This window comes from Ruegeria sp. AE4 (assembly GCF_056542185.1).
The window spans coordinates 19852-39312 of the sequence record NZ_JBQFZK010000024.1 but is presented as its reverse complement, the minus strand read 5'-3'; the positions used below and the strand labels follow the sequence as shown (position 1 = coordinate 39312).

At 57.6% G+C, this 19461-nt stretch carries 14 protein-coding genes and 1 pseudogene; 9 read left to right on the top strand and 6 right to left on the bottom strand.

The window, feature by feature from the left end; genetic code table 11:
* Window positions 1-313: 313 nt before the first annotated feature.
* From ACR0EK_RS19085 to ACR0EK_RS19070, 4 genes are all read right to left on the bottom strand, one after another.
* The gene (locus ACR0EK_RS19085; protein ID WP_171212849.1) at window positions 314-1129 is read right to left on the bottom strand and encodes a hypothetical protein; all 816 of its coding nucleotides are present in this window, start codon (window positions 1127-1129) and stop codon (window positions 314-316) included.
* A gap of 161 nt (window positions 1130-1290) precedes the next feature.
* The gene (locus tag ACR0EK_RS19080) at window positions 1291-1905 is read right to left on the bottom strand and encodes a hypothetical protein (protein WP_480968045.1); all 615 of its coding nucleotides are present in this window, start codon (window positions 1903-1905) and stop codon (window positions 1291-1293) included.
* 63 nt (window positions 1906-1968) lie between these two features.
* Entirely contained in the window at window positions 1969-3609 is a 1641-nt protein-coding gene (locus tag ACR0EK_RS19075; protein WP_171212847.1) for a sulfatase-like hydrolase/transferase, read from the bottom strand.
* A 24-nt stretch (window positions 3610-3633) separates the two neighbouring features.
* Complete coding sequence (locus tag ACR0EK_RS19070) at window positions 3634-3864, bottom strand: hypothetical protein (protein WP_171212846.1); 231 nt, start codon at window positions 3862-3864, stop codon at window positions 3634-3636.
* A gap of 129 nt (window positions 3865-3993) precedes the next feature.
* On the opposite strand from ACR0EK_RS19070, the gene ACR0EK_RS19065 reads away from it, so the two are divergent.
* The 5 genes and pseudogenes from ACR0EK_RS19065 (at window position 3994) to ACR0EK_RS19045 (ending at window position 9045) form a co-directional block, all read left to right on the top strand.
* Window positions 3994-5358: a tetratricopeptide repeat protein gene (locus ACR0EK_RS19065; RefSeq protein ID WP_171212845.1), complete on the top strand. Its 1365-nt coding sequence runs from the start codon at window positions 3994-3996 to the stop codon at window positions 5356-5358.
* A gap of 235 nt (window positions 5359-5593) precedes the next feature.
* A pseudogene (locus ACR0EK_RS19060) lies at window positions 5594-5956 on the top strand (IS6 family transposase); the annotation flags it as partial.
* 79 nt (window positions 5957-6035) lie between these two features.
* Window positions 6036-6760 (top strand): IS5 family transposase gene (locus ACR0EK_RS19055; RefSeq protein ID WP_480871411.1). Its coding sequence is split into 2 segments (ribosomal slippage): window positions 6036-6323 and window positions 6326-6760, totalling 723 coding nucleotides; the frame shifts between segments, so codons are not numbered across the junction.
* A gap of 205 nt (window positions 6761-6965) precedes the next feature.
* Window positions 6966-7706, top strand: coding sequence for an IS110 family transposase (locus tag ACR0EK_RS19050; protein WP_480871410.1), 741 nt, complete (start codon window positions 6966-6968; stop codon window positions 7704-7706).
* Between the two features lie 283 nt (window positions 7707-7989).
* Window positions 7990-9045 carry a tyrosine-type recombinase/integrase gene (locus ACR0EK_RS19045; RefSeq protein ID WP_480968044.1) on the top strand — a complete coding sequence of 352 codons (1056 nt, stop codon included), beginning with the start codon at window positions 7990-7992 and terminating at the stop codon, window positions 9043-9045.
* Between the two features lie 2 nt (window positions 9046-9047).
* Here ACR0EK_RS19045 and ACR0EK_RS19040 read toward each other — a convergent pair whose 3' ends face one another.
* Entirely contained in the window at window positions 9048-9362 is a 315-nt protein-coding gene (locus tag ACR0EK_RS19040; RefSeq protein ID WP_480968043.1) for a type II toxin-antitoxin system RelE/ParE family toxin, read from the bottom strand.
* On the bottom strand, window positions 9359-9622 hold the full coding sequence (locus ACR0EK_RS19035; protein ID WP_480968042.1) for a type II toxin-antitoxin system ParD family antitoxin: 264 nt from the start codon (window positions 9620-9622) through the stop codon (window positions 9359-9361). Before ACR0EK_RS19035 ends, ACR0EK_RS19040 begins: the two co-directional genes overlap by 4 nt.
* 194 nt (window positions 9623-9816) lie before the next feature.
* On the opposite strand from ACR0EK_RS19035, the gene repA reads away from it, so the two are divergent.
* The 4 genes from repA (at window position 9817) to ACR0EK_RS19015 (ending at window position 19437) form a co-directional block, all read left to right on the top strand.
* On the top strand, window positions 9817-11052 hold the full coding sequence (repA, locus tag ACR0EK_RS19030; RefSeq protein ID WP_480968041.1) for a plasmid partitioning protein RepA: 1236 nt from the start codon (window positions 9817-9819) through the stop codon (window positions 11050-11052).
* A complete protein-coding gene (repB, locus tag ACR0EK_RS19025; protein ID WP_480968040.1) occupies window positions 11042-11977 on the top strand; it encodes a plasmid partitioning protein RepB in 936 nt (311 codons plus the stop codon). The genes repA and repB overlap by 11 nt, the downstream gene beginning before the upstream one ends.
* A 199-nt stretch (window positions 11978-12176) precedes the next feature.
* On the top strand, window positions 12177-13367 hold the full coding sequence (repC, locus tag ACR0EK_RS19020; RefSeq protein ID WP_480968039.1) for a plasmid replication protein RepC: 1191 nt from the start codon (window positions 12177-12179) through the stop codon (window positions 13365-13367).
* A gap of 226 nt (window positions 13368-13593) precedes the next feature.
* Window positions 13594-19437 (top strand): DUF3320 domain-containing protein, encoded by a 5844-nt coding sequence (locus tag ACR0EK_RS19015; RefSeq protein ID WP_480968038.1) that lies wholly within the window; start codon window positions 13594-13596, stop codon window positions 19435-19437.
* The last annotated feature ends 24 nt before the right edge of the window (window positions 19438-19461 follow it).

The following is a 19461-nucleotide window of genomic DNA, read 5'->3' as shown; positions in this document are numbered from 1 at the left end:
TCAGCATTGGGCTGGAAAAGCCCTGTCGCATTCGAAAGGAAAGTGGCTTAAACGAGCACTTGGGGCGGCACAAAAACGGGACAGGTCCAAATGGACCTGGCGGAACGTGATGTCCACGAGACTGGGGAAAGCTCGTCAGGAAAAGGCCCTGGATTGAACAATTGGAGCGCACGGATAGGGCTCGCGCAAATTTATCATAATTTCTCTTACGCTGCATAATACAGTCGTCGGGTAGATTCACTAGTGAACTCCTTTTCCCAGCACCAGATTCAAAACGAGTTTCTTTCACAGTCGTCTAGTTTCATACCCGCCCTTAGAAGAAATACTTGATGCCAAAGTATGGCCCGTGCTGTTCGACGTCATAGGCGAATTCTCCGGAACTCAGCGTATCGCTATAGTCGACGCTGAAGTAGCGGTATCCAAATGTGAGTGCCGTTTTCTCCCAGGGTTGGTAATCGAATCCGATATTCACACCGACCTGAAGGTCATTCCCACCGGCGCCAAAACCGCCAAGCTCCAAAGAAGCAATTCCGGTCCATTGCTCATTTAGGCGCCACATACCGCGCGCGCCGATTACAGGTTCGATCCAATCCTGATCGCCACCTAAAACAGGTGGATTTCCCGGGCCCGGTGTGGTTATACCGATCTCCTGACGAATAGAGTTGTATCTAACGCCCCCCTGAAGATCGATCGTATAGCGCTGATCATCGGCTCCGTATACAGAGTCTACAATGCGGTAAGCACCCAGAATACCAAACCATTTTTGGCGCACGTCGACATTGAGATCGGAACCCAAAGGGCCAGGCAGCGAGGTATCTTGTTCGATGCCAACATAGTTCGCGTCGACGATTATTCCAAAATCCCCATTCCATGCCTCATACCGTCCGGCCGCTGCGAAATCGAGCACGTCCAGCACGTCACCGAGATCCAGATCCAAGTCAGCGGATTGTCCAGCCACGGTCGATGTCCCTGTGGTTCTTAGGGGTGTGAACAGATAGAACGCTGCACCATGACGCCAGCCGGTTTCGTCCTGATCCGGCGCGGGCAGTGATTGAGCACCGGCAAGTGTCGGCAGCGTAAGAAGGCCGGTCGCAAGCGTGATTGCGCCGAGTAGTGAGAGGTGAGACATAGCTTTGTCCTTGGGGTTCATGAAACTTAGTAGTTGAATCTGAGGCCGATCCCGATGCCTTGGTCATAAGGGCGATCAGCGCCGATCCCGATCAACACATCTGCATAGAGGGCAATACCGGGGCTGAGATTTTTGCCAATCTGAAGCTCAGCGGTTGCAGGCTAGGCGTCGTTTTCCCAATCATATGGCGCTTTGATATCTGCTTTGGCCCAATACCCATCACCGAACGGCTGAAGCGCAATCAGGCGCATTGCAGTTTGGCTGACATCGGTCGACCCATTATACGATGCGAAATGCTGGACCAAAGGGATCAGCGTCATGCCAGTGTTTGTGTTTGCAAAGGCAAAGCCACCAAACGGGGCGATCTTATCCGACCCGGTGCCTATACCTTCCTCGGGGTCGCCAAAATCAAGGATCCACTCCAGCCCGAGCGCGGATTTGACGGCCCAAGTGTCATTCAGGGGTTTTTGTGACGGGAAATAGATCAGCTTGAAGCTGGTCTTTTCAAACCCGTTGAACCTCTCCCCGGTCGCATTCGTCGAATTGTAATGGAGCTCATATTTCAATTTCAGATCAGGTCGCAGCATGTATGCGCCATCAATGAATGCATCCTGACGGTCTGCGCCGCCCTCCAGATCAAAATACTGATAGCGAATGTCCGTGTTGTTGACCGCAGCCAATGGGTTTGACGCGTTTTCCTCTGCTCCGGCAGCGCTACCCGCTATCAGCAACGCGGACGTCAGGATAGAATGAATGAAAAAATGGCTGGCCATCATGTACCTGAAAAGTTCTCGTGCGATTGATGAGATGGTGGCTTTGCCACCACCGTCCCAAGTTCGTTATTGCCAGCTAGAAAAGACTTCCCTGGTTAGTTCGCTTTCAGGGCGAAGGTTCTCGATTCCTTCATAAGGAACACCCTTTCCGAGTGGCAGATGCGGGTGTTTGGCAATGGTTTTCTGATGGCGCTTGACCATGTCCTGAAAAGACGCCCCGGACCATAGGGAGTACCCGATAAGGGGATGTTCCTCGCGTGGGTCGCGGTAGACATTGAACACGGGAGCCGCTGCGCCGGGTTGGCCGGGGGCAGGCAGGTGCATTTTGAACTCCTGCTTGACTACTGAGCGCAAGATCGGTCCTTCATATACGTAAACATAGTCGCGGCGCGAGTTGCCTTCGCCTTCAAGCAGCAGCGCGGTCTGGTCGATACCGTCAATTACACGGTCGCGCGGAATGCGGTCGGTTGCACCTGCGATCCGGGCAAAGGTGGTGAACAGGTCTGAGACATGCACAATGTCACCCGCCGCGCTGCCGGGCTCGATAGCGCCGGGCCACCGGATGAAGGCATCGGTACGCACACCACCTTCAAGATGCTGCGTCTTGCCGCCGCGGTAAATCAGCTGGTTCAGGCCGGAAGTCCCCTCATAATGATACATCAGGCCATTGTCGGCCATGATCATGACGATGGTGTTGTCTGCCTTTCCGGTTTCATCCAGCTTGGCCAGCACCTCGCCGATCCAACCGTCCAGGATCTGCAACTTGTCGGCATGGAAGCCACCGTTGCGGGAAACGGCCTCATCAGGATAGGCAAAGTTTAGCGGATAGAGCGGCCAGTACTGCATGAAGAACGGATCGTCCTGCGAAGCCAGCTTCTCCAGCTGTTCCAATGCCTGACGCTGATAGCGCAGGTTCATTTCTTCGTATTTCGCCTGCGTCCATTCCTCGCCCGGTGCCATATCGACTTCGCGGGCAAGACCACCAGCTTCACCTTCAACGCCAGTTACCAGACCGTAGGGTTTGAACCGTTGATCCAACTGAAACTGGTTGGACTGACCCGACGCATGGTAGCCAAGCATGTTGTTGGCGACCATTGCGTCCCGTATCATCAGACTCAGTTGAACTTGCTGGTGCAAAGGAAAGGCCGCCCAATCAAACCCCTGATTGTGCGGATAGGATTGTTCAATATCGCCCTGATGCCATTTCCCGACATGCGCGGTGTTGTACCCTTCCTCCTTCAGGATTTCGGCAATCGTGACTTCTTCGGCCGCAAGACCTTCACCGACCAGCGCAACCTTGACCTCTTCCACGCCCGCGCGCGCCGGATGACGACCTGTCAACATCGCTGTTCGTGTTGGCGTGCAGGATGGCTCGGTATACATCCTCATCAAGGACATGCCTTCGGTGGCAAAATCGTTGATGTTGGGCGTATCGAAACCGGTGACATAGTTCATCGTCCGGTTGCCCATCTGACCGAAGCTGACATCGTCGATCAGAATGTAGAGAATATTAGGGGGCTTGCCGTCATTGGCGTCACGGATTTCTGCAAGCTTTGCGTCGATTTCCGTATCCTGAGCATCCCATTGATCGCCAAATTGTGCGCGGAGAAACTGGAACTCTCCGTCATGAATGATGGGCGCATCCTGAGCAAAGCTCGCGCCAGCCATCAGCACCATGGCCGAGGCATGTTTAAATATTGATCTCATCGGTATCCCTTCCCCATTTTCGAATTACATCTTACCTGCGCGCCGCAGTGACTGGGCGATTTCATCCCGAAGACCATCCAGGGTTTCGCGGATATCGCAGGCAAACTGGTACGATTGGCTTGCCGGCTCATCATTCATGGAGAGATACTCGTCGCTGAGAAGCTGGTAGTCCCGGCAAATCTCATCGAACACCGTGTCCGCGCGCCGTAAGTCTGCAATTGCGGCTTGGTGGTTCGGAAACAGGGTATCAAGCACGTAACCTTTCAAATTCGACGCTCGTTCGACTAATCAACAGATTCCCCGAATTGTTGGCCGAATTCACTTCTCACAAAAGGTTTATCGGGGCATAATACGGTATAATCAGAGATGTAACTTGCTGAAAAAATGGAATTATCCAAAAGCACATCGACTAGTATTAGTGGTGGTAGAACGCCTGACGCCAAAGATGTGCGGGTCGCGCTTCAGCGACTTGTCGGATCCCAGACATTCGCTGGATCACAGCGACTGCAGGACTTTCTTATCTACGTCGTCGAGGAATCAATCAGCGGTCGAGCCGATGACATCCGTGCCAAAACAATCGCCATGGATGTCTACGGCGCGACCATGTCCGAGATGGCGCGAAGAGAAAATGTGGTGCGGGTGGACGCCGGTCGCCTGCGTCGCAAGCTGGCCGAATATTATGTCGAAGATGGCCGCGATGAAGTCACTGTTTTCGATCTGCCAAAAGGCGGGTACGCACCTGAGATATCGATTAAATCGCCCGGGACGGATCAGCCCGAAATACCTGAGACGGAAACCAAGACTTACACCTGGCCGCGCCCGTTCATTGGGATTGCAGGGGTTTTCCTTATAATCTGTGTTGCTGTGGCAATTGCGTTAATGTCGACAAATCGTGGGGTTCCAGTCAGCCTGCCAGTCGATAGCCTGAGCCAAGATGAGCGCAGCGCGATATTTGATGCATCCCCCATGCGGCTTCAGGCCGTGAACCTGGCCAATTCGGGCCGCGATTTGATCTTTCCGGCCTTGGAGCCCGCGCGACTGAACGGAGCCCTGACGATATTCAAGGGGGCAATCGAAAACGACGACAGCTATTTCGGAGGCCATGCAGGAGCCGCGCAGGTTGCAGCAACGATAGTGCTGGTTACACCGGACGCTGATCCAACCGGCGACTTGCTGCGTTACGCGGACACACAGGCCAGCCGGGCGATTGAATTGGCACCCGAAATGGGGTGGAGCCAATCTGCAAAGGCCTGGGTCGAATTTACCAAGGGTAATTGGCCTGAAGCTATGGAGTTCTCGTACAGGGCGCAGCGGTTGGCACCAAACGACGTGCACGTGCTGGAGTTCGTGTCATTGATCCTGTTGTACTCAGGTGAGTTCGAAAAAGTCGTGGCGATCAGCGAAGACGCACTGTCGAAAATAGATTTGGACCGAGGTTATGTGTTTCAGAACGCGATGGGGTCTGCAAAGTTCCATCTGAAGGATTTCGAAGGTGCCGTTTCCGCCTTTGAGCAGGTGACCCAAAAGGGTGGCCCAGTCGGCCCTGTTTCTGTCGCCTATCTGATGGCGGCTCATCAGATGCTGGGGAACGAAAGTGAAGCTCAAGCTATGTCAGATAAACTCTCGCGTGAATGGCCTGACAGTAGGGTGGATATTTTGTTTCAAAGACTATTTGCGAATCCAGAATACGGGGTGGAACTTGGCGACGCTATGAAACAAGCCAATTGGAAGCCAAAAGTTAATGAATGAAGTTCGTGTCTGGGCTATCGAGGCCATTCCAGTGCGAACTGGCCACAGTAGTTGTTTATTCATGCATCATTCCTTGCCGCGGGGCGGTATTGGCCCCTTCTCCATTGCCGCTGGATTTCGGAGACGGCCCTTTCCGGACGTTCATCGGTTGTGTCGCAAATTTTGAACTGAGATTGACGAGCACTCAGGTTTCGCAGTCTCTTCCTGTCGAATAGTTTTCGAACAGGTTTTAAGTATGATCTCTCTGAAAGGCTGCCACTTTCCCAAGGATGCAGTTCTTTACGCTGTATATTTCTATTTGCGGTACACAGTGTCGTACCGTGATTTGGAAGAGATCATGGCCGAACGCGGCGTGCGGGTGGACCACGCTACTCTCAACAGGTGGGTTGTTAAGTATTCGTCGATGATCGCCGCGAGCGCGCAATCGAAGAAGCGACCAACGCTGAGTTCCTGGCGCATGGACGAAACCTATCTCCGTGTGCGCGGCAAGTGGATGTATCTTTATCGAGCAGTCGACAAAGCAGGAAACACCCTTGATTTCATGCTGTCTGAGCGACGAAATCGTCCAGCAGCAACCAAGTTCTTTGCCAAAGCACTGTCGTCTGTCTGACGTCAGCACCTGTGGGCCTGATTGAGGGATTTGCACAACGGAGGGTTTCTGGCTGACCGACGAGCAGATGGCGCGGCTTCAGCCTTACTTTCCAAAGAGCCATGGCAAGCCGAGAGTTGATGATCGTCGTGTACTGAGCGGGATTATATTCATCAACCGCAATGGGTTACGTTGGTCCGATGCGCCACGTGAATTTGGACCACCAAAGACACTGTACAACCGTTGGAAGCGGTGGAGCGATATGGGTGTGTTCGCTCGGATCATGACCGGGCTGGCTGCGGAGGGAACCGATCATAAGACCATCATGATTGACGCTACATACCTCAAAGCGCACCGCACAGCCTCCAGCCTGCGGTTGAAAAAGGGGGGCGCGGCAGGCTGATCGGGCGTACCAAGGGTGGCATGAATACGAAACTGCACGCTGTTGCTGACAGCCTCGGACGCCCCATCCGCTTCTTCATATCCGCGGGCCAGGTCAGCGATTACACGGGCGCCAAGGCTCTGGTGAACAGTCTGCCATCGGCTGACTGGCTGCTGGGAGATCGAGGCTATGACGCAGACTGGTTCCGCGAAGCCCTTAATGACAGGGGAATTAGGCCTTGCATCCCAGGTCGACAATCACGCGACAAGCCTGTCCGATACGACAAGCGCCGCTACAAACGACGCAACCGCATCGAGATCATGTTCGGACGCCTGAAGGATTGGCGGCGCGTCGCCACCCGATATGACAGATGCCCAAAGGTATTCCTTTCGGCCATCGCTCTAGCAACTACCGTGCTGTTCTGGCTGTAAATCAATGAGTCTGGAGCCTTCTGTATCTCGAGTTTGCTAACTTAACCCCCGTCAGCCACCTTTGCCGAGGTTACTGACGGGGCGGTGTATGGCGTCTGAGCCTTGTGGCATGACCACGTTTCCTAGCGAGCCAGCACCGTCTCTCTTCATCGTCTCGAACAGCTGAATGCGGCCGGTCTGGACCGCGGAGCAGAAGGAAGAGGGTATGAACAAAGTATCACACGAACAGATCATCGGCATAGACGTCAGCCGCGATTGGCTTGACGTTCATTGTCTGCCGGACATTCGTAGGTTGCGGCTCCCGAACAGCGATGAGGGCCACGCGCAGCTTGTTGGTCTGGCACAATCAACGCACGCGCTTGTTTGTTTCGAGGCGACTGGAGGGCAGGAATGGCGTCTGTGGACCGCGCTGGATGCAGCCGGTATCGCGACTCGGCAGTTGCCGCCAGCTCAGATCAAAGCCTTCGCTGCCAGCCATGGCACACGCGCCAAGACGGATCGGATCGACGCGGAACTCATTGCGCGATTCATGGCATTTCGACCAGACGCAGATCAGGGCCTTGCAAAAACCGCTGATATCTTGCGTTCTGTTCCTGGGATCGGCCCCGTTGCCAGCACTATGCTGATCGCGGAAATGCCAGAACTGGGCCAACTCTCGGGAGAACAAGCTGCTGCGCTCACGGGCCTGGCTCCCATTGCTCACAACAGCGGTGCGATGCGCGGCAAGCGCGCCATTGGTGGCGGACGGCGACAGGTACGACACATCATGTTCCAGGCCGCTCTCGTCGCGAGTCATCACAATCCGCATCTCAAGATCTTCGCAGATCGTTTGCGTGACGCGGGCAAGCCACACAAAGTCATCATCACAGCAGTCGCTAGAAAGCTCGTCACAATCGCAAACGCACTCCTCAAATCTCGGCAAAACTGGTCGGCTCAGACCCCCTGAGAAATACAGTTGCTAGCTTAGCGTTGCCTGCGCTGCCCTGTTCGTCATTTGGACGCATCGCGCACTTCGTTGCTCCGATGCGTTATTCACCAAAAATTGTTTAAAACTTTTCAATGGAGTCCCGCCGAATTTGCTGCGATGCAAATTAGCTAACCGCTTTATGCGCAAAAATACTTCTTTTTGCTCGTTACTTTTTCAAGTCTGCAAATCATCGATCACATCCGATAAGTCCCGCTTATCACATTTGTTGAATTCACGGCTAAATTGGCGCAGAATAAGCCTCATGAAGCCGCCAGCCGCATATCTCCCCGCCGCCTCCCCTGCCCTATCTCAGGCGGATCAGGAGGCGCTGACCGATCTCTATATTCGCGGCACCCCCGCCAACACGCTGCGGGCCTATGAACGTGATCTGCTCTACATCACCGCCTGGAAATCCGTGCGCTTTGGCACGGCGCTGGACTGGCCGGAATCCGAAGCCACCGCCCTCGCCTTCATTCTCGATCACGCCCGCGATCTGAATGACGCACCAGAAACAGATGTGGCGCGTGAAACCGCAGAAGCGCTGATTGCCCAGGGGCTGCGCAAGTCCCTCGCCTGCCCTGCCCCCTCGACGCTGGACCGGCGCATCGCCTCCTGGCTTGCCTTTCATCGAATGAAGAACCTAACCAGCCCTTTCGGTGCGCCGCAGGTGAAGCAGGCCCGTGCCAAGGCGCGCCGGGCAGCAGCCCGGCCCCCTGCCCCAAAATCGCAGCACCCGATTACCCGCGATGTGCTCGAGCAGTTGCTGTCCACCTGTCGGGGGTCCCGGCGGGATTGCCGCGACCGCGCCATCTTGATGCTGGGTTGGGCTTCTGGTGGTAGACGGCGCTCGGAGATCACCGGGTTGATGTTTGAAGACGTCTCGCTAAAGGAGTTCGACGAGAAAAGCCTGGTTTGGATTTCACTCCTGGAGACCAAGACGACAACCAAAGGCGAAACGCCGCGGCTGGTGCTTAAAGGCCGCGCAGCCCAGGCGCTGGTTCATTGGATCGAGGTTGGACAGATTAAGAACGGGCCACTGTTCAGACCCATCTCCAAGGCGGATCGTGTGCTGAAACGTCGGCTTTCGCCGGACGCTATCTATCAGATCGTCAAACATCGCCTCCAGTTGGCAGGGTTGCCGGAGGACTTCGCCTCGCCGCACGGTCTGCGTTCTGGATTCCTAACCCAAGCCGCACTGGACGGCGCCCCAATCCAGGCTGCCATGCGCCTCTCGCTGCACCGCTCCATGGCGCAGGCGCAGAAATATTATGACGATGTCGATATCGCCGAAAACCCGGCGACGGACCTGTTGGGGTGATTTCAGCTGCGCCGACCAGTGCGCGAAATCCAGTCTGCGCCGCCATAGGTGATTGCCAACACATGGACCTCTTGCGCGTCGTCATCGACCGTAAAGACGATGACTGCACGGCGCGCGGCGGGGATGGCGCGCAGGCCGGGCAGGATATGATCGCGCTTAGTGCCGCGATGAGGCAGCGTGCGCAGGCTTTGGGCAACGTCGGCGATCTCGGTCAGTTTGCGACGCGCGATCTGCGGGCCGGCATAGTCTTCGATCAGATCGGAAATAGTCAGCAGATCATCCGCCACTGACGGATGATAGCGCAGTTGATATGTCACGCGTCGCGATCCAGTCGCCGCAGCGCTGGCGCAAAGACATCGTCATGGTCAACGAAATTGGCACGCGGTGAGGCAGCGCGCCGTCGGATTTCTTCGGCCATGGCGTCCAGCGCGACCTCGCGGGCTTCCTCATCTTCAATCATCCGTTCGACAGCAGCTGCAACTGCGGCCGACGCTGATGCATAGACCCCCTCGCCTACTTTTTCCTTGAGGAATCGGTGATGACGGTCGGTGAAGCTGAGGGTGGTTTTAATGGTCATGATGCACCTCCATAGTCATACTTGGTCACACTATCGGCAGAAGTCAAGCCCGCTCGCCTTGTGGTTCGGATGGTTTTGGCCACAGGATATGGAAAAAACACTTGCAAGAATCGTAGGTTGTGCCCCATTAATTACGGAAAGCAGTGAATAAAACGGCGATAAGCGTAACAACGCAGCGCCAAATGAGGGCAGAGATGGAGCAAGCAACCGCAAGTGCCACTGTATCGGAGGCGCAGCAATCTGGCCATACACAGGAACGGATCGACCTTCTGGTGGGCGATCACGCCCGGCGGTTGTCTGAACGACTACAGGCGCATCGCGCACAGTTGTTCCCGCCCGACGCCAAACGATCCCTACGCAAATTCACGTCTGGAGAGGCCGCCGAATTGCTGGGCGTCAAAGATGCCTATTTACGCAAGCTGCATCTGGATGGCCGCGGCCCGTCGCCCGAAACCCGTGCTGGTGGGCGGCGCTATTACTCGCCCGAAGATATTCAGGCTCTGCGCGAATTGCTTGAAGCCGGGGCCAAGGCGCCCGGAACCTATCTGCCCGGGCGGCGGAACAGCGATCATTTGCAAGTGATCACGGTCATCAATTTCAAGGGTGGCTCGGGTAAGACGACGACTGCCGCGCATCTGGCGCAGAAGATGGCGTTGGATGGCTACAAGGTGCTGGGTATCGACCTGGATCCTCAGGCCAGTCTTTCTGCGCTGCACGGGTTTCAGCCCGAGTTCGACCTGCTGGATGGCGGTACGCTCTATGACGCGATCCGTTATGAAGATCCTGTGCCGCTGCGCGACGTGATTCAAATGACCTATTTCACCAATCTGGACTTGATCCCCGGCAATCTGGACCTGATGGAGTTCGAACACGACACCCCCCGCGCGCTGACGCAACGGGACGGTAACCTGTTTTTTACAAGGATCGGCGACGCGCTGTCCTCAGTCGAACAGGAGTATGATGTGGTTGTCGTCGATTGCCCGCCACAGCTGGGGTTCCTGACCATGTCGGCCCTGTCAGCGGCCACTGCCGTTCTGGTCACGGTGCATCCGCAGATGCTGGACGTGATGTCGATGTGCCAGTTCCTGCTGATGACCTCGAACCTGTTGGGCGTGGTCAGCGAGGCCGGGGGCAACATGTCCTATGATTGGCTTCGCTATGTGGTAACGCGGTATGAGCCCGGCGATGGGCCGCAGAACCAGATGGTCAGCTTCATGCGCTCGATGTTCGGGGATCATGTGCTGAACCATCCGGTGCTGAAATCGACCGCGATTTCCGATGCCGGGATCACAAAACAGACCCTATACGAGGTCGAAAAGGGCCAATTCACGCGCTCGACCTATGAGCGGGCCATCGAAAGCCTGAACGCAGTAAACGGTGAAATTGAATCTTTGGTTCAATCAGCATGGGGACGTGGTCATGGCGCGTAAGAACCTTCTCAAGGGACTGATGGATGCCCCCCCTGCCCCGCCGGCTGATGAGGCCCCTGCCCGCGTCGATGTGGCCAAGCCGCGCTATGGCTCGGGAGCGATCGGGGCGGTCAGCCAGTCGATTTCGGATCTGAAATCCCGTGCGGTGCAGGAGATTGACCCGCGCATGATTGATCAGGGCGGTCTTCAAGACCGGCTAGAGGAAAACGCCGGTCTGGCAGAGTTGATCGAGTCGATCCGCGAATATGGCCAGCAGGTGCCTGTGCTGCTGCGCCCGAACCCCAATAATGGCGAACGCTATCAGGTGGTCTATGGCCGTCGCCGGGTAGCCGCGCTGCGCGCGCTGAGTCAGCCGGTCAAGGCGCTGATCCGGGTGTTGGACGACCGCGCGGTGATTCTGGCGCAGGGGCAGGAAAACACCGCCCGTCGCGACCTAAGTTTCATCGAGAAGGTCAACTTCGCCCGCCAGATGCAGGATATGGGTTATGAGCGCAAGGTGATTTGCGACGCACTGCACGTTGATAAGACGTTGATATCACGTATGCTTTCCGTGTCCGATCGTATCCCGGAGCCGTTGATCCAGGCGATCGGAGCTGCCCCGTCGGTGGGTCGGGACCGCTGGCTGAAACTGGCAGAGCTGTTGCCGAAGGATCAGGAGCAGCGCGCCGTTGAGGCCGCACAGGGCGGCACATCCGATGACCGGTTTGAAGCGGTTCTGACCGCCCTCACGCCGCGCAAGTCCCCTGCCCCACGGGACGCCGCGCCGCTCAAAGGCGCGGACGGAACGGTGCTGGGTCAGATGCGGCGTAGTGGCACCAAAGCGGTTCTCACTCTGAACACAAAAACGGCCAAAGGGTTCGAGGACTGGCTGGCCGAGAACATCTCGGAACTTCATCACCGCTGGAAAACCGGTCGGGATGAGTAACCCCGCAACCGCGGGATAATCGTGGAGCAGCGACAAGGAGGCACGAAACAGACAGGACGGAAAGAAAAGACCCCTCAGAACCGAAGTTCCAAGAGGCCTGAATTGGTGATTTAGCACCTCCGATTCTATGGCTTGTAGTTGACGGTTGTCAACTGGCGTCGAGTCCGGCGGGTAAAAAAGTTTTGTCTCGTGACAGCATATGGAACACATCACAACGACGCCCTTTGGGCGGCGGCCGGTGACGGCTGGTCTGATTGAACAGGCGGTGGCCCTGCAAGCCGCACCCGAGGTAATGCACATCGACAAATGGGAACTGCTGCGCGATCTGTGCACGGCCCGACGCGCCTTTGAAGTGACGGACCGGGACCTGGCGGTGTTGAACGCGCTGGTCTCGTTTCATCCAAACGTGGCCTTGTCGGACAATGACAGCCTGATTGTCTTTCCGTCAAACATGGCGCTGTCTGAACGTGCCCATGGCATGGCCGAAAGCACCCTGCGCCGACACCTGGCGGCTTTGATCCATGCGGGTCTGATTGCACGTCACGACAGCCCCAATGGCAAACGCTATGCCCGCCGCGGCGCGGATGGCGAAATCGCCCGTGCCTTTGGCTTCGATCTGCGCCCGCTGCTGCATAATGCCGCCCGGATCGGCGAGGCTGCTCAACACGCCCGTGCTGATCAGGCCCGTCTGGCCGCCGCGCGCGAGAAGCTGTCGCTGCTCAAGCGGGATGCATTGAAACTTGCGCTCTACGGGCAGGAAAACGCCCTGCCCGGCGATTGGGAGGATTTGTTGGCATCACTGCTGGAGGTTCACAAGCTGATGCGCCGCAAACTGGAGCTTGAGGAGGTGGCGGTTCTTGAGCAGCGCGTTGGGGATATCTTGGCGGACATTCAGGCTTTGCTTGCGATTGAATCAAAAGAAATGAGCGGCAATGACGTTGAAACTGAGCGGTACTGTCAGAATTCAAAACCAGATACTCTTGAATCTGAACTTTACCCAGAAATGGGCAAGGGCGAAGGTCAGGGGATTACAGACCCCGATCCGGATCGCGATTTGCCGAGGGTGCCATTGGCACTGATCTTGAAGGCGTGCCCGGATATCCTGCCGTATTGCGAACGGGACCCGCAGAATTGGCACGATCTTGTCGTGGCGGCCAGCTATGTGCGCGGCATGATGGGGATTAGCCCCTCGGCCTGGCATGAAGCGCAAGACTTGATGGGACCTGAAACCGCCGCCGTCACCGTGGCCTGTATCCTGCAACGTTTCAGCGATATCAACAGCCCGGGCGGTTATCTGCGAGCCCTTTCCACCAAATTCGCGCTTGGTCAGTTCTCTACCGGACCGATGGTGATGGCGCTGTTGAATGGCTCAGGCCGCGCTGCGGCCTGAACGGTGGCGTTCTGCGGCAGCACAAAGTTGACAGCTGTCAACGCGTCGGGTTCCGGATGGATTGGCAGAGTTGACATCTGTCAACTCTGCACCTCGTCGAACACTTGCAATTGCGCGAATACAGGTGTCTTTTTTGCTAGTTTCCATCTGATACATCTGTTTAAGGTTGTATTTCAGGATTGATAACGCGGTGCCCCGCAAAACGAATTTAAGTGATACCGATTAAATGCAGAAATCTGAAACTGGCTTTGCCCTCGGTGAGACTGATTTACCGCCTGTCGAGGCCGAAAAAGACATAGATCTTGGTTTTTCCATGCAGGCTGCGGGTCGGGTCAATTTCGCTTCGGCCCAGAATGACATTCCGGTTCTAAGGGCTTTGTCGCTGACCAACATGGGGCGTCTTGCGGTTGAGGCGATCGAGATCACGCTTGAGGCCCATCCGCCGGTGATCAGGCCCAAGACCTGGGTGATCGACCGGATCGCACCGGACGAGGATTTTGCACTGTACGATCTGGCCACACCGCTCGACATACAGCATCTGGCCGGGCTCAACGAAACCGAAATCGGATCTCTGACCCTGACAGCGACCAACGTCGAAGGGCAACTGGCCCGTGAAACCCTGCCTCTGGAGCTGCTGGCCCGCGATCAATGGGGCGGGCTGGGTGACATGGACCGGCTGCTGGCGGCCTTTGTATCTCCGAATGATCCCGTGGTGGCGGCGATCCTCAAAGAGGCGTCTGTGTTGCTGGAACGCGGCGGGCATGATGGCTCGCTTGAAGGGTATCAATCCGGTGACCCGCAGCGCGCCTGGATGATCGCTGGCGCAATCTGGTCGGCCGTGACCGGTATGGGGCTGACCTATGCCAACCCGCCTGCCTCGTTCGAGGTTGAGGGGCAGAAGATCCGTGCGCCCGAACGTATTCGCAGCGAGGGGTTGGCGACGTGCCTGGACAGTTCGCTATTATTGGCCGCCGCGTGGGAACAGGCCGGGTTGCATCCGGTTGTCCTGTTTAGTCATGGTCACGCCTGGGTCGGGGTCTGGCTCACCAACCGGGACTTTGGGCATGTGACCGAGCCTGACGTGATCACTGTGCGCAAGGCGGCGCAGGCGAAAGAATTCATTCCGGTCGAAACCACGCTGCTGACACAACGCCCGACTGCCGGATTTGAACAGGCTGTTGAGGCCGGACGGTCCCGTCTGTCCGAGGATCGTGAGCAGGAATTCCTGATGGCCGTTGACATCACCCGCGCACGCTCGGCCCGGATACGTCCGTTGGCCAGCCACGTGGCGGCAGAAGCAGGTGTGGCCGAGCATATTGAGGTTGCCCCGGCGAAACTGCCGGACCCGATCGATTTTGGCCTGTTGCCTTCCGAAGTGATTGAACAGGTTCCTGACACGCCCAAAGGGCGGATCGAGCGCTGGCAGGCTAAGCTTTTGGACCTGTCGCTGCGCAACCGCTTGCTGAACTTCAAGCCAAGCAAGCAGACAGTGCCCTGCTTGGTGCCTGATGTTGGCGCTCTGGAGGACGCTTTGGCCGCGGACAAGGCGTTCCGCACCTATCCACTGATGGAGGATGATCCCATTGGCGAGCGTCAGCTGTCGCGGCAGGAACGGGACGAGATCATCTCCAGCGCAACGAACGATGCGTTCAACCGCGGGCAGATCACGATGCCGCTGGATCGCAAGGACGCTGACAACCGCCTGCTGGCCCTGTTTCGAAAAGCCAAAAGCGATCTTCAGGAGGGTGGGACAAATACTCTGTTTCTGGCCGCCGGCTTCCTGCGCTGGCAGCGAGAGGGCGAAAAGCGCAGCTATCGCGCGCCGCTGCTGCTGATCCCGATCAAGCTGGAACGCAAATCGGCGCGGTCGGACTTTAGAATCCTGCACCACGAAGACGAGGTTCGGTTCAACTCGACCCTGCTGGAATTTCTCAAGCGTGATTTCGACCTGACCCTGCCCGAGCTTGAGGGCGAATTGCCCCGCGACGACAGCGGCATCGACCTGCCGCGTATCTTTGAATGGATGCGCCAGCGGGTGCGCGAAGTGCCGGGGTTCGAGGTTGTGGAAGAGATCGCGATCTCGACCTTTTCATTCTCGAAATACCTGATGTGGAAAGATCTGGTCGAGCGCACCGATCAGTTGCGTAATAACCGGCTGGTGGCGCATCTGGTCGACAACCCTGACAAGACCTTTGAGGGCGGGGCAGGGGACGCGATCCCGGCCGAACAGATGGATCACCGACTTGCACCCAAGGATCTGGTTACACCTCTGCCCGCTGACAGCTCGCAATTGTCAGCCGTCGTTGCAGCAGCTGAGGGGCAGGATTTCGTATTGATCGGCCCGCCGGGCACCGGCAAAAGCCAGACCATCGCCAATATCATCTGCCAGTGCCTTGCCCATGGCAAAACGGTGTTGTTCGTAGCCGAGAAAGCCGCAGCATTGGATGTTGTGCAGCGCAGGCTTGAGGCGCACGGGTTGGGCGACGCGGTGCTGGAGCTGCATTCCAACAAGACCGACCGCAAGCGGGTTCTGACGCAGCTTGGCCGGGGATGGGACAGGGCCTCGGCCACCAGTGAACAAGACTGGCTGGACATCACCGAGAAGCTGCGGATCAAGCGCGACCAGCTCAACACCTATGTAAATGCGGTTCATGCCAAGGGTGCGCAGGGGTTTTCGGTCTTTGAAGCGATTTCATGGACGGCGGGGGCACCAAAGGGGCTGAAGCTGTCCTTTGCGGATAAGGATGCTCATGATCAGCACAGTTTTGGCCGGTTGCTTGAGATCGCGCAGGAACTTGGCCGTACTTATGCGGCCGTAGGCGGTGGCACACCGCTGCCATTGGTCGGAGAGGCCGAGTGGTCACATGCCTGGGAAGACCAGATCATTGAACGGGCCAAAACCCTGAGGGCGTGTGTCGACCGCGTCATGCGATCATCTTCGGATCTTGCAGGGCAGCTGGCATTGAACCCGGACCGGGCGCTGATGTCGGAACGGCGCGCTCTGCTGACTGCGTTGTCCCGTCGTATCGCGCCCGACGCAGAAGACTTGCGTATGGTGCCGCGCCTGTCGGAGCGTGATCTGCACGGTGAGGTGGACCGGTTCGAGGCGGCACTCGTGGCGTATATGGACGCGCAGGACCAATGCAGCGCGTCCTATTCCGAAGACAATATGAAACGCCTGCCACTGGATCAGCTGGATGCGGAATGGCGCGCGGGTGAGGCGGGGTTCTGGCCATTTTCCGCCCTGAAAAAGCGCAAGACCCGCAAGCTGCTGCAAACCTATGCCAGCTCGGGACAGGTTGAACCGGGCAGGGATCTGCCAGCGTTGGAAGAGTGCCGCAAACAGCTGGCAGTGCTGCAGGATAACCCGGTAGCTGATACCGCCGGCGTAGACCGGTCGCTGCACAGATTGAAGGGGCGGGTGGCTCAGGCGATCTCGTTGCGTGAGACGCTGGCCGGTGTGCGGTCGGAAACAATCGACACGGTGGCGTTCGGTGCCACTGTCGCTGCGCTTGAGGAAGGGCCCACGGGCGCGTTGCGACAGGCGATGGAGGACTGGCAAGCGGCGGACAACGCATTGAATGCGGCGATCACCGAGTTTGCGGGGCTTGGCGGCTCGGTGGACACAGACCTGCCCTTGCGCGATCTGATGGAGGCCGTGGACCAGACGCTGGCGCAACGCGCACGGCTTGCGGACTGGACCCGTTGGGTTGCCATTCGGAACAAGGCCAAGGCCGCCGGGCTGGCGCCCTTGGTCGATGCGAATGAGACGGATCAATTGAAAGGTGATCCGGTCGCCGAATGCCGCCGCGCCTATGCGCGCTGGTGGTTGCCGCTGGCGATGGATGCGTCGGACCCGCTGCGCCAGTTCGCGCATTGGGAGCACGAGGATATCGTTGCGGCCTTCCGTAAGCTGGATGACGAGGTCGCCGAACATGCCCCACGGGAAGTCATGCGGCGCATTCATCACCGTCTGCCTGCCCGGGACGGAGTGCCCAGAAAATCGGAACTGGGCGTGTTGCGGCATCAGTTGGGGCTGAAACGCCCGTCGATGGCGATCCGGCCTCTGCTGGATAATCTGGGTGATGTTCTGCCCAAACTGGCCCCTTGCGTGCTGATGTCGCCGCTGTCGATTGCGCAGTATCTTCCGGCAGGGCAGGCAACGTTCGACGTGGTGATTTTTGACGAAGCCTCGCAGATCACCACGTGGGACGCCATTGGTGCCATTGCGCGGGCGAAACAGTCGATCATTGTAGGTGATCCCAAGCAGTTGCCGCCGACGAACTTCTTTGGCCGCAGCGACGAGGCCGAGGATGACGCCGAAGGGATGATTGGCGACATGCCTTCGATTCTGGATGAGGTGGCGACCGCAGGTATCCCGACGCGCAGGCTGGATTGGCACTATCGCAGCCGGGATGAGGCGCTGATCGCGTTCTCGAACCATTTCTACTACGACGGAGGCCTTGTCACCTTTCCTGCACCAAGCACGGGCAGTGACGCTGTGAAATTCCACAAGATCGACGGCACCTATGCGCGCGGGGCAGGGCGCACCAATGCGGATGAAGCAAAGGCGATTGTCGCGCTGATCCGACAGCGCCTGAATGCCTGGCTGGCCCTCCCCGAGGAGGACCGGCCGACGCTGGGCGTGATCACTTTCAACGCACAGCAACAGGGGTTGATCCTTGATCTGCTGGACAAAGTGCGGCGTGATGCACCCGAGCTTGAATGGTTCTTTGCAGAAGAGCGTGAAGAACCGGTGATCGTGAAAAATCTTGAGAATATTCAAGGGGATGAGCGTGACGTGATGCTGTTTTCGATCACTTTTGCGCCCGACCTTACAGGAAAACTGTCGATGAATTTCGGTGCGCTGAATGCGGATGGCGGCGAAAAGCGTCTGAACGTTGCAGTCACGCGGGCCCGGTGCGAGTTGCATGTGTTCGCCTCGCTGACCCATGATCAAATCGATCTGTCGCGCACCCGTGCAACCGGGGTGCGTGATCTGAAAACCTTTCTGGACTATGCCGAGCGTGGTCCGGTTGCACTGGCTGTGCGCGAGGAAGGATCGCTTGGACCGGCTGAAAACCCGTTTGAAGAGGCCATTGCCGAGGCGTTCCGCGCTAAAGGCTGGGAGGTGCGGACCCAGATCGGAGTCTCGGGCTTCCGCATTGATCTTGGAATTGTGAACCCGGATCGGGCAGGGGCCTATCTGGCCGGGATCGAATGTGACGGGGCCACTTATCACAGCTCGGCCACAGCGCGTGATCGGGACAAGGTGCGTCAGGCCGTGCTGGAAGGTTTGGGTTGGACGATCCTGCGCATCTGGTCGACCGACTGGTTCCGCGACCCGGCGGCGGTGGTTGACCGATTACATGAAAGATTGGAAGCACTGCTGGAAGAAGACCGCGCGGCGCGGCAGGAAGCAGAACTTGAGGCTGCGGAAGAAGATCTGCCAGAAGTGCGGGCCTTGCCTGCGCCCGAGCCGCCTCAGGCCGACAGCGTGCCGCCGGAACCCGCGCCGGAAGAGGCTGATGAGCCTCAGCTTTTCGCCTCGGGGGTTCATGCGCCCGAGTTGGCCAAGGATGACGGGCCAAAGGCCGCCCCCGACCGTTTCTTTGATCTTGGGTATATGGGGATTCTGCGGCAGATCGTTCACGAGGTTTTGGTGGATCAAGCCCCGATGCCGCTGCGCAATCTGGGTCGCGAGGTCGCAAACCGCCACGGGTGGCAGCGCACCGGGCGCCGGATCATGGACAGGGTGGAACACGCGCTTGGCGCGGCTGAACTGCATGATGAGTTCGGCACTCCGTTTGTCTGGCTGGCAGGCACCTATCAGGATCGAATTCCGTATCGCGGGCTGGAAAACCGCTCCATCCGCGATGTGTCCCGCACCGAGGTCGCGGCTGTACTGGATGAGATCGGCACGGATCTGAAGGCGTCAGAGGATCCGGCGGGGGATTTGGCCCGCCACCTTGGCCTGTCGCGGGTCAGCGGGTCGGCGCGTCAACAGATTGAGGAGATCATGCGGTGGTACGGGGACCAGACAGGCAATGAGGATTCTGCACACAGCTGACGTTCATCTGGATTCACCGCTGAA